The following is a 15,924-nucleotide window of genomic DNA, read 5'->3' on the forward strand; positions in this document are numbered from 1 at the left end:
CCATTAACATACTTATAACCACGATTCCCATACTCAGCCGCTCATTTGAAAACCCTTATGATTCAAAACAAACGATTTAGCGACCGGAACAAGAGCATCGCTGTTATCCTGCTTGTTTTTGCGTTTATTGGCCTGGTCGCCTATCAAACCCGCGACAAAGAAGACCGGTCGTGGAGCATTTATAAAGCCGATGCAGAAAGTACCAGCTATTCAAAGCTGGATCAGATCAATACCTCCAATGTTGCCCAGCTGCAGCCTGCCTGGACTTTCGCGATCAATGATATGAAAGCCGGATCCCGTGGAGGCAGCAGCGAATCCAATCCCATCATCGTGGACGGGGTCATGTATACGACTTCCGCTAAGCACTGGGTATATGCCGTGGATGCGGAAACCGGAAAACAGATCTGGTCTTTCGATCCTTTTGACGGAGCAGAAGGAGGCGGTGTGAGCCGGGGTGTCACTTATTATGAGGACGGTAATGACAAAAGGATATTGGTAACAGGCGGCGATCAGCTCTTCGGGCTGGATGCTGCTACCGGAAAACCGATCCCCACCTTTGGCGACAACGGAAAAGTAAGTATGAATGTGGGTCTTCGTGACGACCCTGCAACCATTTCGGTGATTCCTACCTCGCCGGGTATTGTGTACAAAGACCTGCTCATCATGGGCGCAGAAGTATCAGAATTATATGGTGCCCAGCCGGGGTATATCCGGGCTTATCATTGCAAAACAGGCAAGCTGGAATGGACTTTCCACACCATTCCTTTACCCGGAGAACCCGGCTACGAAACCTGGCCCAAAGATGCCTATAAATATGCCGGCGGCGTGAACGACTGGGCAGGAATGAGCCTTGATATCAAGCGTGGGATCGTTTTTCTGGCGCTGGGTTCGCCTTCCTACGATTTTTACGGCGCGGACCGGAAAGGTCAGAATTTGTATGGGAACAGTGTTGTGGCACTGAATGCTTCAAACGGAAAGTACATCTGGCATTTTCAAACTGTGCATCACGATTTGTGGGACTACGACCTTCCTGCCCCGCCCAATCTTGTAACCGTAAAAAGAGACGGAAAAGATATCGACGCCGTGGCCCAGGTTACCAAGCACGGATTTGTATTCGTTTTCAACCGCGAAACGGGTGAGCCGCTCTTTCCGATTGAAGAACGCAAGGTACCCGTTTCGAATCTGCCCGGCGAAGAATCCTGGCCGACCCAGCCTTTTCCGTTGAAACCAAAACCATTTGCGAGACAGATCATGAAGGAGGAAGACCTTACCCATTATTCTGCGGCAGGCCACGATTCTATCCTGAAAAAATTCCGCTCCATGCGTTATGAAGGACTTTTTACCCCGCCGGATCTGAAAGGCACGCTGATGCTTCCCGGTACCCGGGGAGGCGCAGAATGGGGCGGGGCCGCATACGATCCTTCCAGCAGTGTTTTATTTGTAAAATCCAATGACTCGCCGGAAATCGAATCTATGAAAAAGGTGGATGTGGAGGCGGAAGCGAAAAACCAGACGGTTTTCGACCAGGGACGGACAATATACAATACCTATTGTGTAAGCTGCCATGGAAAGGACAAAAATGGTGACGAACCCAATTATCCGTCACTGATCGGCCTCAGGAACCGCATGACCCGCGAAGCTGCGCTGGACAAGATCAAAAAAGGCGGCGGAAAAATGCCTGCTTTTGCGAGTGTGGTGAAAGGACAGGAAAAAGGGATCATTGCCTTTTTGTACGAAAGAGAACAAAATTCCAGCAAAGTAACCAAGCAGGAAACCGGCCAGACCAAAGCCGGCGCCGACAAATACCTGAACCTGACTGCCTACGGTCATTTTCGCGATCCGAATGGAAACCCGGCGATCAAGCCACCGTGGGGAACGCTGAACGCCATAAACCTCACAACCGGCGAATACGAATGGCAGATACCACTTGGGAACAATGAGAAATTGCAGGAAAAAGGAGCTCCCGAAACCGGTCAGGAAGGTTCGGCGGGGCCCATCGTAACTGCGGGCGGGCTTGTATTCATCAGCGGCACGAATGACAAAAAGCTCCGTGCCTTTGACAAAAAGACCGGTAAATTACTATGGTCCACCCTCCTGCCCGGCGTCGCCAACGCCACAGCCTGTACCTACATGACCAAAGGAAAACAATACGTAGCGCTGTCTGTTGGCGGGACTACAGAGAATCCCTCGGGGTTTGTAATGGCGTTTCGGTTGCCGTAACAGAAGACAACTTTCAAAAACAGCTCTTTTCTCCGTCAGGAATGCTTTTATCCAAATCTCCCTCCTTCCCGGCCTGGACCGGATAAAAGCATCCCTCTTTGTTCCGGAATATTTTCGCATCCGGATCACAAACAATTGCGCAGGCTGCCCCTCCCACGATCTGCTTGATGGCAGCTTTATCGTCTACACGCATTTTGTATTTGAACAATCCTTTGTATTTGGATCCATCTTTCCGGAGGCCGTTCCAGGCATAATTTTCAATTTCCCTTTCGTAATTAAAATATTCCCTTTGAAAAAGAATGGTGTCCCCTCTTGCGCTATAAACTGTAAATCCCCACACGCCACCTACTTCCTTGTTCACATAAGGCATAAAATAATCATTGATACCATCGCCGTTTGGGGTAAAAACATTCGGTACATAAACCTTTTCATTTCTGAAAGCAAACTCCACAGGCTCCGTTCCGCAGCAGGATTTGTACTCTTCCGCCACCGGTACTTCCGGGCTAGTCTGAGCGAGGCAGCTTTGTAATAATAGGAGTGAAAAAAAGAGGGTAAAAGTGATTTTGAATGTGTGCATGGTTTGATTGGTTTTGATTTAAATGGTGAGCATTTTGGAAATACAGGGGCGGATTTTCATCGGATTGCTGCCGCTATTACTATCGCTAAATTGACGCCCAAACCGAATCCCCAATAAGTCCAGACCCTACCAGCTTTTATTTTCCGGGCTTTCTTTCGGTAGGCGTAATGGTATTCCCGTTTTTTAAATAGCTTCTCGTCGGGATAGCCAAGGTTTTCGAATTTCGGTGTTGTGGTGGAGCAGGCAATTGCCGGAATTAATCCGAGCAGCGGAGAAACCAAACTGACGACCAGCGTCCCGACCGTGGCTGCATTGTATCGTCTGTAATATTTCGATGCGTCGATCTGCGCCCTAATCGCCAGATCCTCTGGTTCACTTTTGTATAAGGGATCCCCTTTTAATACGAAAGCCGAATCGGCATACGTCTGGGCTGATAGATTAAATGACAGCGTGGCTGTTAGTACCAATGCGTAGAATACTTGTTTGATAGTTGTGTACATAGATTTTATTGTGAAAATGCCAATGGAATTCGTTTTTTGATAAAGGCCATTCAGTTAATAGGTTTTTCGTTTCTCATTATTCCAACAATATGAAGTAGGCTCTTGCCCCTTGTCGATCACCGATACCTGTCGAGCGCTTTATTGCTTGCTCTAACATATGACACTAGGGTACCATCGATTTGATTTAAGCTAATTCTCTCAAACATATCTTAAATCGATATCCCCATCTGTTTCCCCTATTTGAAATAGTATATCCTTCGCTAGATCTCTCAATTTGTTCCACTCTTGATTTGAAAAATCGTCGATATCCAGATTCTCTAGGCACCATTGCATTTTATTATAGGCCCTCAAAATAGATGCAATTGCCTTTAATGAGAAAAAGCCCATTTCGACAAGTTGCGGTAGGAGTAAAAAAATATCCTCAAACGATGTTACAATGTCAGTTGCGCTGTCCGCAAAATCAGGAAGAGCTGTTTTTTGCTCGTCATAGGAAGCGGCTAGTAATTTGAAGGTCTCAGTCGCTCTTTTATATTGATAATCCGTATTCATAAAATATTATTTGGCTGGGATTCCGAATATACCAAGACCCGAAGATACTTTCCAATACGGGGCTCCGCCAAAATGTCGCACGGAGCCTGGATGGCATTGCATAAACTTGTCGGTATTAATCATTTCTAATTTTTGAGATTGAACATTTAACGACGTTTTGGTCAACTTACTTGCAGGCGCATCGCGAGTTTTTTTGACAGGTTTGCCGAAAAATTTTCACAGCGCTTTTATAATCTGATGCGCAAATATTAACACATATTTGTCGCAATTATCGAAACGTCCTTCCAGTTGATAGATCTAAACCAAATTCCGCATATTCTTCTTTTTGCAAATCCCATGATTCAATTTGTGCATGAATTTTTTTTAATTTGAAATTTGTTAGACCAATCCATCTTCTTCATTATTAGTCTATATTTTCCTTTTCCATCTTTGCGTCTGAGAAGTATTCCATCTTTACATCTACCAATTCTGCTTTAACTGCGTAGGCTATTTCTCTACCCTCCAGATCCAACTCTTGCACTATCTGTTGATCACTAAAACCATCATAATGGGCCTCGTTATACCTGTGCAGCCAATCCTGAATATAATTTGATATAACTGGGCTTAAAAGAAGATCCTTTGGATCTATATAACCCCCGGAATACATATCGCGGATTCCAGTTCCACCAAGTGAAGCGTCTATTGCTAAGTATTTCATATTACTATTAATTAGGCCTGAAAAATCTGTGATCAATTATACGATCCTTTGTAAGTCCAATTTCAAAAACTCCGTTTTTATTAATTCAAGGCAAAATTTATAAAAGACTGTAATTGTAGTACCATCTTCGTTTAATAAGACTATACAAAATGTTATTGTCTTCATCATACGTAACTCAGTACATAGTCAAATATATTTCTAAGGATAGGTAAGCGTCCAATTATTTTTATCTAAATAATCTACGGTAACATCAAACCGTTTTAAAACCAAATCTTTTCTCTTTCCCAAGCTATCACAACCGTAATCGTTGATATATTTAATGGCTGAGTCAGCGTGGTAGACAATGAAAATCAAAGTACCATTTGGATATTTTGGTAGGAGGGTCTCCCAATTCCCCCCTGGACTTGTTGCATATCCATCCTTTTCTTTAGGCTCGACATAGGTATGGGCAAATTTGCTTGGACTGCAGTCGTAAAAAGTGTACGGATCGTTGATTGATCCATTATATGGTCCTTTGGTAAAAATTATCGGGTGAGACGAATTGTTCTCAAACATTAATCTAGAATCTCCCGGTGGATCACATGAGAATAGCAGCAATACTGATATAATTATGGTCTTTTTCATACCTTTATTTATTTGTAATATCTACTTATGGCGAGCGGGTCAAAAATAAATCGGAATAGATCAGTCCATTTTTTTGCTTTAATATTCCCGAGTGGAAAATTAATAAAATCCCATCCTGCTGAAATTCTAGTCCTTGTACCGAAATGTTCAAAGCTCCGTCTATTGGCATCTTGCTCTACCCACAAATCATCATGATCACCTGAACCGGCTGCTGATATAAGGCTTGGAAGCCCATATTTATTGATCCAGATAGGCCCATTCTCTTTGCTTTGCAAATAGTGTCCATATTCATGCAAAAGTAGATTGTTGCCTAAAAAAGGCTTAGTGATGTCATTTCGATTCCCAAAAATGTGAGATCCTATAGTAACAGCATCTCGGTCAAATATTGTGGAGCCACGCACCACCGTTGCCCCTTCAAAGTAATCAACATCCAAATCCGGATCGATGTTGTTATAAAAAATCCCAAAGCCTAAGCCAAATGAATTCTGTAGTGGCTCGGACAAATGTCGACTAGCGATCTGACCTCCATCCCCCGCGAATTGCCCGCCAAGAATTTGAAGGAAATTTTTCACCTTATTGGTACCCCCTTCAAACCCTCTTTGCGCAAAACCTGTCGAAAATCCTCCTAAAGTGGTCGCGTCAATCACGCCAACAGCTGGGTTAAGCATTATCAGCGTTGGCAGAAAAACTGTAGAGCGCAAGAGCGGATTTTGCTCACTAATCCAATTCTCAAACTTACTCTTCCAAGTCGCCCCACTCGGATCCGTATACTTCAACGGATTATTCATCACGTAACTATAACGATTGTACGATTGTGTTGAATAAGGATCCTGCACATAATTATCTACACTCAAAACCCTCCCCACTACGGGGTCATACATGCGGCCGTTCATGTTGATGAGGTTGAAGTTCGTGAGGTGCTCGTGGCCGGTGAAGCCGCGGTAGAGATAGCTTGTTGGCGCCGGAACGTTTACAAATGTCCAGTCGGCGGGGTTGCGGAGCCTGCCCCAGGCGTCGAAGTTCTGGTCGAGCAGCACGGTTCCGTTCGCTGCGGTGAGGGTCAGCAATGACCCAAGATGGTCTGTATAGGTGTAATAGAACTGGTCGACGTTGTTTTCGCGGATCACCATGGCGGTGAGGCCGGCAGGAGAACCTATGTAATGAATGTGCTTGTCGGCAAGGCCAGGCGTAACGTCTTTTTCATAGCTGCCGCTCAGATAATAGTGGGTGTTGATCAGCGCGCCGTTCTTTTTCATGACACCTTTCAGCCGCTGATAGTCCGCCCCGTAAGTGTAAGTGAGTTCGTATGGTTGTCCGGAGCCATTTTCTGTTATTTTTTCGGGCTGGTTAAATGCTGTGTAGGTAATGTCCTGCGTCAGTATCGGTATCGCCGTGGTGGGGGAAACAATCCCGGTCAGGGCATTGGATTTGGTCGGATGATATGTAAAAGTCTGACCTGCATCGCTCTTGGAACTGATGTTGCCCGACGGCGTATAGGTAACTGTGAACGGTGCCTTGCCGGTTACCGTGGCAGACAGCAGTCGGTTCAGATTGTCATAAGCAAAGCTTTCTTCCTTGTTTTTGATCCCATCCTTTCTTTTGGTAAGGTTCCCTTTTGGATAATCCCAGATCAGTTCAAGGTTTTGCACACCGGCGGTAGTATACTGTGTGGGCGTGCCGTAATTGTAATTGATCGTGGAAGTTTTACCATTTCCTAAAGTGTAAGCCGTGTTCAGCCCGAGCCCGTTCATACCCGTGTTGGTGTACAGGGTGACCGAATTGTTGGCGTTTTTGATGGTGACCGGGTAACCGTTGGCATCAAAAGCATGGTTGGTGCCAAAACCGGAAGGATACAGCACCGAGGTGACATTGTTGTAGTTATCGTATCCGTAAGTGGTGGTATAGGCAACCGCATCGACGGTTTCTTTTGTGGTTTTCAAACGGCCGAAATTGTCGTAGGTGTATTCTTCGAGATTTCCCGCGAAACCGGTGACTTTCTTCAGCTGATTGACAGCTGCGCCACTGCCCGCAGGATAATATTCATACACTGTATTGCCTTCGGGGCCGCTTCTGCCGGTGTTCCGTCCAAGCAGATCATAGGTCAAGGTGTGCGTCTTATTGTTGGCGTTGGTCTGGCTCACCAGCTGGCCCAATGCATCATAATCATAAGTGGTCGCGCCTGCATTCTGGTCGATAAGCTTTGTCTGCCTTCCATACACATCGTACTCGCTGCTTGTAATGGTTTTCTGATCGTCCTTCACTTCTTTCAGGCCGCCGTGGCTATAATAAGTGTACGTCAGCGTTCCGCCGTCGTCCGAAGCACTGGTGACCTGCCCGGTAGCGTCGGTTGTTTTGGAAGAATTTCCTGCAGGTGTGGATGTTGTAGTGGTCAGTTTGCCGCCGGAGTAGGCATATCCGATGGTCGTTGTACCGAAAGGTCCGCTGTTACTGATGACGGACGGACGGTTGTAGTTGTCATATTGGGTTGTGGTGGTGAGCACGGCTTCTCCCGTTTTATACGGCTGCGTGGCAGTAGCAGCATTGCCCCTGGCATCGTAAGTCCGGCTTTGCGTGATCCATCCTGACGGAAAAGCCTCCGTTTGCGTCTTGATTTCCCGGTCCAGCAGGTCATACCAGGTTTTCACGTCCGGTTTGCCAGGGTGCGTAAGCAGTTTGTACCAAACTGCTCCGTTGGCTAGGTCCCAGCCGTATGCTTCCGTAAAATTATAGCCTTGTGGCAGAATGGTCTTTTTTGTCCTGCCAAATGCATCGTATTCGTAAGTCGTTGTCAATGCGTCGATTCCGGTGACGGTCAGCGGTTTTCCCCATTTATAATCGTATGTCACGGAAGCGGTCTGACCAAGTTCATTGGTGGTCGATACCGGCAGCCTGCCTTTTGGGTCATAGATGGCCGATGTGCTCCTGGCCGCCATACCAGAGGGGGTAACCGTTGTTTTTTTAAGATTCCCGAGCGGGAAATATTCATATCCCGTGGTAACACTTTTGGGCTGACCCGAAAAATCAGTTTTGGATGTCAGCTGGCCGAGCGGATTGTAACCATAACTGGTGACAGTAGAAAAAGCGGGCTGTCCGGTGCGGGTTGTGGTTACAGTGACAGAAGTCGGTTTGTTGGGCACTCCTGCAGGAAATGCGCCGAAAACGGTGCTCGTAACCGTGGTTTCAATGTTGTTGTTGTTGGCTTTGCTTTTGGTAACATTGCCGAAATTGTCAAACGTATCATTGACCAGCGTGGCCGTCCTTCCTTCGAATACATTGTTTTCAGAGGTGCTTTTCAGCCTGTATAAAAAACGTTTGCCCCCTAAGCTAATGAATTCATTGGTATTGGTGATTTCCGAAAGCAGCATGTTGCCTGCCGTGAGATAGTTACTGGTCTTTTTGGGCGCAGCCACATAAAATGTTCCGCTGAACTCATTTTCAGAAACTGTGGTCATTCCGCTGGCAAGGTCAGCTAAGGTAATTTTTTTGAAACCCATGAAGCCTTTTCCCGCCCGGTGCAGCTTCGCTTCTTCATAACGGTACTGCGATTGAGAATAGCCACCAATGCCATTTTGTAACTTGAAATCTGCGACCGCGTAAATGGGCTTCTGAATATTATTGACAGGGTAAGAGGTCAGCCCGCCCTGTTTGTAAAAGTCGCCTGCGTCAGTCAGTTTTTTATAATTCCATTCTGTGACATGGCCCGTACCGATTGCCACTTTTTCTAGTAGTAATTCTTTGCCTTCCTTTTTGAAATAGAAGAAATCAAGCTCGTCGAGGTAACTGGTGGTATTCACAATATCCATACGCCCGTCGCCATTCATGTCGCCCATGGCTGGCGGAGGCGCTCCCAGCGAACCGGCAAACTGGCTTTGGATATGCTTGTAACCCGATCCTGGGCTGTAATACATATCGATGTTAGCCAATGCAGCCGACTGTTGCCAGCCATGGTAAATATCCGATCTGCCATCCCCATTAAAATCTGCAACCGCAAGTTGATCGCCAGTAAAGAGATCCGGATTGGGCGTGTGCTGAAAGGTGAAGCCCGATTGCCAGAAACTTTTGCCCGATGATAATGCTTTGGCCCAAAGCCCTCCAACTGAGTTTCTGACAAGCAGGTCTGTTTTCCCGTCGCCATTAAAATCACCCGGATAGATCAAATGGTTTTTGGTAGGGAAAGTGGAAAAGTAGATCCTCCGCGCCGTGAGGCCTTCGAAAGTAAAAATCTCGCAATTGTTGTCCTTGATCACCATCAGATCGCCTTTACCGTCCCCGTTGAAGTCGAGAAACTGGATCTGGTCGGCGGCGGGCCAGCTGTTGATATTAAAGAATGAAACGCCATTGATGCTCACTGTTTCCAGCGCGGCTGAGACATTGCCGTAGTATAGGTGCGCGGCAAAAGCATTGGCATTGTTGCCCAGCATGGTCAGGATATCCTGCACCCCGTCGCCATTGAGGTCGGCAGCAAATATCGACCTGTCGCTGGGATGTAATTTGTTATAATTAGCCGGAGGGTTGATAAAAACGGAATCCAGGAGAATCGGAAAACCGGTTCCGTCCGTTTGCCAGTCGGGATTCTGGACACTTTTATAAATGACAACTTTGTTGAGTACCCGGTTAGCCCCTGCGACCGGGGCGTTGTAGGCCAGAATATCATCGGCGCCGTCTCCGGTAAAATCGCTGGCGACCCATTTTGTGGCCTGAGGAATGTAAAAGGGCTTTACAAAACTATTATTTAGAGGAAGATTCTTTAGCCCGCCTAAGTAGTAATTGTCCGGTGACCCAAGGAAAGTCAGTTCTTTGGTATAAATAGAGAACTTGGTATGATAGACATGCTGACCCTGAACTTTCCTGGCCACAGAAAGAAAATCCGCATGCCCGTCTCCATTGAAATCCCCGATAAAGCGGTCTGACTCCTCGCCCTGAACCACATCAGACTGACTTGGCGAAAATGGCAGAGGCAACTCGCCGTACTTAAAAATCGTCGAATTAAGCACCGAACCATCGCTTCCGGACTGTATGATTTCTTTTAAAAATGAATTGATATCATCCGATGCGTATTTAAACTGATAGGTACCACAGGTTTGAGCCAGTGATTCAGTTGTGATAGTAATCTTATCCAGCAAATGATCTCCCCCGATAGAAGAGCCGGCTTCCAGCTGGACGTTGCTGTCTATCCGTTTTTTATATTCAAACTTGATTTTATTGTAGGGAACAAGATTGGCTGCTGCATTTCCGGTATAGTCGATTTCGGTAACCAGGCATTCTCCGAGTGTATTGTCGTACTTAAATTCAATGTAATTACCATCCGGATACTGTATTTTATTGAGCCTCCAGAAAAGTGCATAATCGGCCAGAAATATATTCCCATCTGAAAAATTATTACCTCTTAGCTTGGAATCGGCAGTGTTACCATATTCCATCACGACACCATCTTTAGATACAACCTTAAACCAGCCCGGGACACTGGGAAGACCACCGCTATAAGAAGTAATGGAAGCAAACGTTTCATTTTCAGTCTGATAAGTAGCTCCGTTACCACCGTTGTTGCCCGAAGCCAACATCATCCGGTTACCATCCAGTGCAAAACGCATATTGGTGTTCAGCTCGACTGCGCCAGCCGCTCCGTCGTGATACACCGTCAATGGAATTCTGCTGATCACCGAAAGTCCGGAAATCCCCCAGCCCATTCCAATCAGGCCACCTCCGCCCATCGAATTGTATTCGAGGGAAATCGACGGAGCAATTCCATTGGTACCAGGCGGAACATTTATGGGAATAGAATAGGTTGCAGCGCCCAAGATTACATTGGCAGATGCGGGAATACTACCCACCGGCCTGGCCAGGTCGATCGTTTTGCTAAAATTCGCATTTGTGTAAATGGCCGAGTAGTCGGCAAGCTGCGCATCGGCTACAAAAGAAATGCAGAAAGAAAGGAGTAACATGGAGGCATAACTCCATGAAAAATAGCGGTGTGTCATTGTCAAAGGCTTACAGTCAGTATGTGTAACTCTTGTAAACCTATTGATTATTACTTACCGACAATTACTCAAAAGGCAGTCAATTATTCTCCGGCAGGTATGGATATACGATCGGAGAATATAGCGCAATCCAGGAAAACGCTCACGCTCATTGGCCTCGTCGCGATCAAATTTTTAACCAATTGAGTCGATAACTGACAGGGATATCAAACAAAATAATCGACTCCTTTCTTCAATTTAACGTAACACAAATTTAATCTAACGGTAGTTCTTCCCAGGGAAGTTGTTTTTAATTTTAGCTGATTATAAAACAGTTACACTATTTCAAACAACAAACTCCATGATAAGGATCGCTACATTTAATCTCGAAAACCTTTTCACGCGACCGGTCGCGATGAACCAGGATGATGACGCGAACGGCCGGCAGGCTATTGAAGACCATGCAACCGCAAACGCCATTGTTTCCAAAGATGTTTATTCCGACGCAGACAAGGCTACGCTCGCGGCACTAAGTGAAAAATACAAATGGCATCTTCTGAATGCACCCAAAAATGCATTGGTGCAATTGCAGAAAATACGTGGCAAGCTCTTCCGCAAACCTCAGAATGCACCCGTGCAGGTTGTCGCAAACGGACGTGGCGACTGGGTCGGCTGGTTTGAATTAAGGCGTGAAGATGTGAGCTGGAAGGCTACGTACAATTCCGGGCGGGTCATCAGCGAAGTGAGCCCGGATATTCTCATTGCCGTGGAAGTAGAAAACCGCCCTACTTTGAACCGGTTCAACGACCAGGTGCTTAAAACGGAGTTTGATGCAGCATATCCGCACGTGATGGTGATTGACGGAAATGATGAACGGGGTATTGACCTGGGAATTTTCAGCAAATTCCCGATCGTTGAAATCAGAAGCCATGTAGATGACGCGGATGACGCCGGGAACAAAATTTTTTCCCGCGACTGCCCTGAATTCGATATTATTCTTCCAGGTGACAAACGGCTCGTTGTTATGCCCAATCACCTCAAATCCAAAAGAAACGGAAACGACCAGGATTCGCAGGACCGCAGGCAGCAACAGGCGGAGCAGGTAAATAAAATCGCAAAAGAGGGACTGAGAAGAACAGACTTCGTTCTGATCGGCGGCGACATGAACGATACCCCAGCCAGCAGGCCGCTGCAATCCCTGTTTTCGGATGGATTCGTTGACGTAATCTCGCACCCCAACTACCCCACCGATCGCCCCGGCACTTTCCAGACGGGTCTTGCGGGCAACAAAATCGATTACCTGATCATGTCGCCCGCATTGCGTGACAAGCTCCGGGACACGGGTATTGAGCGGCGGGGTTCTTATCATCCCAGGACTTGGGAGCCTTTTGACACGGTTACCAAAACTTCCGAGGAAGCCTCAGACCATCATCTCGTATGGGCAGACTTTGACCTTTAAACTACTGCTCTGCCATGGAAACGGAAATGTGCCAGGTATCGCCTGAATTGGTCACCTTTTCTGTTCCCCAGGTTCCCGGCCCGTCATCGGTACGCAGGTATACGGCAAAAACGAGGTTTGTAATTTTCGTACCGTCTACCAATATACTTCCGCATCCGGCGCCACCACCGCAAGCACCCCCGATCCTGCTTTTTGAATGCAGGATTTTGGTTTTTGTCTCGTCAAGCACCATCTCTTCATTGCCCGACAGTTTGAGCAGAGATACGGAGGGTGTTATCAATTCCAGCTCTGTGGCAAAACCTAGGTGTTTTTGGGAAAAATTAGTGGTAGCGCCTAATCCCGCCAGCGAAATGACAGGATTGTCCACAGGTCGGCTGAACTGCATCCTCAGCTTGCCATAGTAATACCGGCTTGTATCCGTTTTGGGCGCCTGGGCATTCATCAAAGGCTTTGCAGATAAAAATATCTGCAGCCCAGCATTGACTGCGGGATCGAATCCATTGCCGGCCGGACCTTCGGGATGGGCGGTGAACACAGTTCCGCCGGAATCTTTGAAATGATAATTGGTATTGACAATTTCCACACCTTTTACTTGGCTGGTACTGGCACCGGAGGTTGCCCCAAATGTCATTCCAGTAACATGCTGGGGAACAGTGATATAGGATTGATCGTCAAAGCTAAACGTAACCGAAAGCCTGGATTGCGGCTCGGAAAATGCAGCTTTCATGTCGGCTCCGCCATTTTGGTTGAGAAAAAAATCCAATGTCTGCGGGATGGAAGTGGGCCCCTTGGGCACCGGTGCCTGACGACTCTTGTAGGTACCGTCCTGAACGAACTCCAGGGTGTTTTGGGCGTGGCCTGATATCCCGTGCGCAAGCAATAACGATAAGGATACCGACCGGATCTGATGAAACCGTGGTATAAGCATGTGTATAAGTGATAGTATTCAAAAAACCAAAATTCAGCATTTAACTAAATTTTTCCTAATGTGTGCGCTGCAAAATTATGGTGCCTCCGGGTTTACATTTAAGTTCGATAAATTCTTCATCGGGTGTTTCAGCTGTAACTCCGGAAGCTGACTGTATTTTCCATTTCTGAAAAGGCTGCTTCAACCTTGTAACTCCACCCTTCTCCGCTACGATCTTTACCTCTGAAATAACGCCGTTCACTTTCTTTGCACTGACCAGAAACGCCCCTTCCGCGCGCAGTTTGTTAAATGAAACCTCTTTCCAGTCGGCAGGAACGGCCGGCATGATCTCGATAAAACCCGCGTAACTCTGCAGGAGCATTTCCTGTAATCCGGCAGCAAACGCAAAATTTCCCTCGAGCGTGAACGGACGGTAGGTAAATTTGGAAAGACCCGATTTTGTCTGATCGCCATTGACATGAAAACTGTTTGGCAAACAAAACGCCTTAGCAAAAATCGATAAGTTTTTGGCGGCGCCCTCCCCATCTTTTGCCCGGGCTTTCATGTTGGCCAGCCAGGAATAGGAATAACCACACCAATAATCCGGCCCGATCTTTTCAAGTCTCTCAATCGAGTTTTTGATGATCGATTGTGCATCTGCTCCATCCTCCCATTTGATAAGGCTCAAAGGATGGATCGCCATCATATGGGAAAAATGCCGGTGCGACTCGTTATACGGCAGGGAAGCGGCAAACATCAGTTCTTTATTTTCCGTAACCGCATAATCTCCGAATTCGGAAAGTACCTCCTGCCAGTGATCCGCGTCTTTCGTCAGCCCCAGTTCCACGGCCAGTTCTTTGGCTCCGCTGAATGCAAACTTCATCAGCGAGAGATCATAGTTGGTGTTTTCTGGAAACCATGCAGATAGCTTGTTATCATTGATTTCGGGGCTGGAACTGATCGGTAACTTTCTCAGCCCACTGCTATCCGGTACGGTAATATTTTCAAGAAACGTACATACCTCCCTGAACCACGGATAAGCACGGTTTTTTAAAAAATCACGGTCCATACTATATCTCCACTGCAGATAATAGTGATGCGCCAGCCACGAAGATACCGTTGGAGAAAGCGAATATTGTATCCAGCCTCCCATTTCAGTACCGTCCAATGTTGTCACCCCCGGAACCGCCAGCCCATCAGTCCCGAAGTATAATTTGGTATAACGTTTATAATTTTCAAGATTGGCATCCAGATGGTCGAAATAGCCCAGCCCTTCTTCCAGATGGTTTCCGCTGTAACTTGGCCAGTAACTCAGCTGGGTATTCAGATCGTGGTGAAAATCTCCTTTCCACGGCGGGATGCGGCCATTGTCCGCCGTCCAGACTGCCTGTAACGAAATAGGCGGCGCCCCTCTCCTGGCGGCCGATCCGAATTTGTATTGTTCAAGATACCATTGTTTTTCGAGCGTTGTATCCGGTACGCTCAGTGACGACTGCGCCCAGAATTTATTCCACCAGACACTATGGCTCGCGTAATCTTTTGTATAGCCGCGCAACAATGCACGCTCAGTAACGGCAGAAGAAGACGGACTTACTTTTTGGTCCGGATATTGGGAAGAAATACTCCATACACCTTCCATCACGCCGTTTTTAACATCACTCCATTGAACCGTGATCTGATATTTAAAACCTCCCCATCCTTCCTGCTCATAAACAATCCTGTTCTTTTGTTTCGTCACAGAACCCTGCTTATAGCCCAGCCTGGCCAAGTCGTCTCCCACCAGCGAGTTGACCGCCCCTCCTTCTTCAATTTTGCCCTGGTACTTTGGCGCAACAAGGTCAGGCATCAACCCGGCTTTTAAGTTTTCAAAACGGAACCAGCCAACCGGCTCGATAGCATGGACGAAAGTTTTCAGCTTCATGCCGCTTTCCCATTCCACTTCACATAAGGCCTTTGAAACGGACAGGTTGACGGATTTTACTTTCGCCGCATCATTGATCGCAAACTCCAATGCACCAGCCGGAATTTTGGAAGGTGCAGGTTCCCTATCATAAGGAGCATCAAAAAATTGCTGAACAGGTTTGTAATCCTTTTTCGCGACCTGGCCCTGCACCCATTGATAACTAAACTCTTTCCGGTGGAGGCCGGCCATCGGACGCATATCCCAGATATCTGCCCTGTCCAGAGAGAAACGCAGCTTTTCGCTATTTTGCCAGATCAGCGCACCGACTGTAGCATTACCCAGCGGAATAGCTTCGTCCCAGACATTGGCAAGCCTGTTGCTTTGCAAATCATGTTTGGCGAGTGGCTGTGAAAGCACATTGGCACACAGAAGCAATCCAAAGACAGTCAGTATGATTTTTTGCATAGATTTTCGAATACTTAATGTAATACGCCTGAAATATATGTTGGTCACCCGAATTTCCGGATTGTT

General features: G+C 46.8%; 10 protein-coding genes. 2 read left to right on the plus strand and 8 right to left on the minus strand.

Annotated features, from left to right (window positions below; all coding sequences use genetic code 11):
• The first annotated feature begins 57 nt into the window (after window positions 1–57).
• Window positions 58–2,220, plus strand: a complete 2,163-nt coding sequence (locus FBF61_RS06790) for an outer membrane protein assembly factor BamB family protein (protein ID WP_138476450.1) — start codon at window positions 58–60, stop codon at window positions 2,218–2,220.
• Between the two features lie 13 nt (window positions 2,221–2,233).
• On the opposite strand, the gene FBF61_RS06795 is transcribed toward FBF61_RS06790, so the two are convergent.
• The 6 genes from FBF61_RS06795 to FBF61_RS06820 all read right to left on the minus strand — a co-directional run bounded on the left by FBF61_RS06795 (window position 2,234) and on the right by FBF61_RS06820 (window position 11,145).
• Window positions 2,234–2,797, minus strand: coding sequence for a T9SS type B sorting domain-containing protein (locus FBF61_RS06795; protein ID WP_138476451.1), 564 nt, complete (start codon window positions 2,795–2,797; stop codon window positions 2,234–2,236).
• 56 nt (window positions 2,798–2,853) lie between these two features.
• Entirely contained in the window at window positions 2,854–3,297 is a 444-nt protein-coding gene (locus FBF61_RS06800) for a hypothetical protein (protein WP_138476452.1), read from the minus strand.
• Window positions 3,298–3,495: 198 nt separating this feature from the next.
• Window positions 3,496–3,846: a hypothetical protein gene (locus FBF61_RS06805; protein WP_138476453.1), complete on the minus strand. Its 351-nt coding sequence runs from the start codon at window positions 3,844–3,846 to the stop codon at window positions 3,496–3,498.
• 403 nt (window positions 3,847–4,249) lie between these two features.
• Window positions 4,250–4,543, minus strand: coding sequence for a hypothetical protein (locus FBF61_RS06810; protein WP_138476454.1), 294 nt, complete (start codon window positions 4,541–4,543; stop codon window positions 4,250–4,252).
• 198 nt (window positions 4,544–4,741) lie between these two features.
• Window positions 4,742–5,167, minus strand: a complete 426-nt coding sequence (locus FBF61_RS06815; protein WP_138476455.1) for a hypothetical protein — start codon at window positions 5,165–5,167, stop codon at window positions 4,742–4,744.
• Between the two features lie 8 nt (window positions 5,168–5,175).
• Complete coding sequence (locus FBF61_RS06820) at window positions 5,176–11,145, minus strand: FG-GAP-like repeat-containing protein (RefSeq protein ID WP_229214941.1); 5,970 nt, start codon at window positions 11,143–11,145, stop codon at window positions 5,176–5,178.
• 340 nt (window positions 11,146–11,485) lie between these two features.
• Here FBF61_RS06820 and FBF61_RS06825 point away from each other — a divergent pair, with 340 nt between their 5' ends.
• The gene (locus tag FBF61_RS06825) at window positions 11,486–12,583 is read left to right on the plus strand and encodes an endonuclease/exonuclease/phosphatase family protein (protein WP_138476456.1); all 1,098 of its coding nucleotides are present in this window, start codon (window positions 11,486–11,488) and stop codon (window positions 12,581–12,583) included.
• A gap of 1 nt (window position 12,584) precedes the next feature.
• Here FBF61_RS06825 and FBF61_RS06830 read toward each other — a convergent pair whose 3' ends face one another.
• Entirely contained in the window at window positions 12,585–13,511 is a 927-nt protein-coding gene (locus tag FBF61_RS06830; RefSeq protein ID WP_138476457.1) for a hypothetical protein, read from the minus strand.
• Between the two features lie 55 nt (window positions 13,512–13,566).
• Entirely contained in the window at window positions 13,567–15,858 is a 2,292-nt protein-coding gene (locus FBF61_RS06835) for a glycosyl hydrolase family 95 catalytic domain-containing protein (protein WP_138476458.1), read from the minus strand.
• Between the last annotated feature and the right edge of the window lie 66 nt (window positions 15,859–15,924).

Source organism: Dyadobacter bucti, from assembly GCF_005869225.1.
Taxonomy (GTDB): Bacteria; Bacteroidota; Bacteroidia; order Cytophagales; family Spirosomataceae; genus Dyadobacter; species Dyadobacter bucti.

Coding starts and splice junctions, on each gene's coding strand:
- FBF61_RS06805 (WP_138476453.1), bottom strand. CDS start 3,846: ATGAATACGGATTATCAATATAAAAGAGCGACTGAGACCTTCAAATTA.
- FBF61_RS06810 (WP_138476454.1), bottom strand. CDS start 4,543: ATGAAATACTTAGCAATAGACGCTTCACTTGGTGGAACTGGAATCCGC.
- FBF61_RS06835 (WP_138476458.1), bottom strand. CDS start 15,858: ATGCAAAAAATCATACTGACTGTCTTTGGATTGCTTCTGTGTGCCAAT.
- FBF61_RS06830 (WP_138476457.1), bottom strand. CDS start 13,511: ATGCTTATACCACGGTTTCATCAGATCCGGTCGGTATCCTTATCGTTA.
- FBF61_RS06825 (WP_138476456.1), top strand. CDS start 11,486: ATGATAAGGATCGCTACATTTAATCTCGAAAACCTTTTCACGCGACCG.
- FBF61_RS06820 (WP_229214941.1), bottom strand. CDS start 11,145: ATGACACACCGCTATTTTTCATGGAGTTATGCCTCCATGTTACTCCTT.
- FBF61_RS06795 (WP_138476451.1), bottom strand. CDS start 2,797: ATGCACACATTCAAAATCACTTTTACCCTCTTTTTTTCACTCCTATTA.
- FBF61_RS06800 (WP_138476452.1), bottom strand. CDS start 3,297: ATGTACACAACTATCAAACAAGTATTCTACGCATTGGTACTAACAGCC.
- FBF61_RS06790 (WP_138476450.1), top strand. CDS start 58: ATGATTCAAAACAAACGATTTAGCGACCGGAACAAGAGCATCGCTGTT.
- FBF61_RS06815 (WP_138476455.1), bottom strand. CDS start 5,167: ATGAAAAAGACCATAATTATATCAGTATTGCTGCTATTCTCATGTGAT.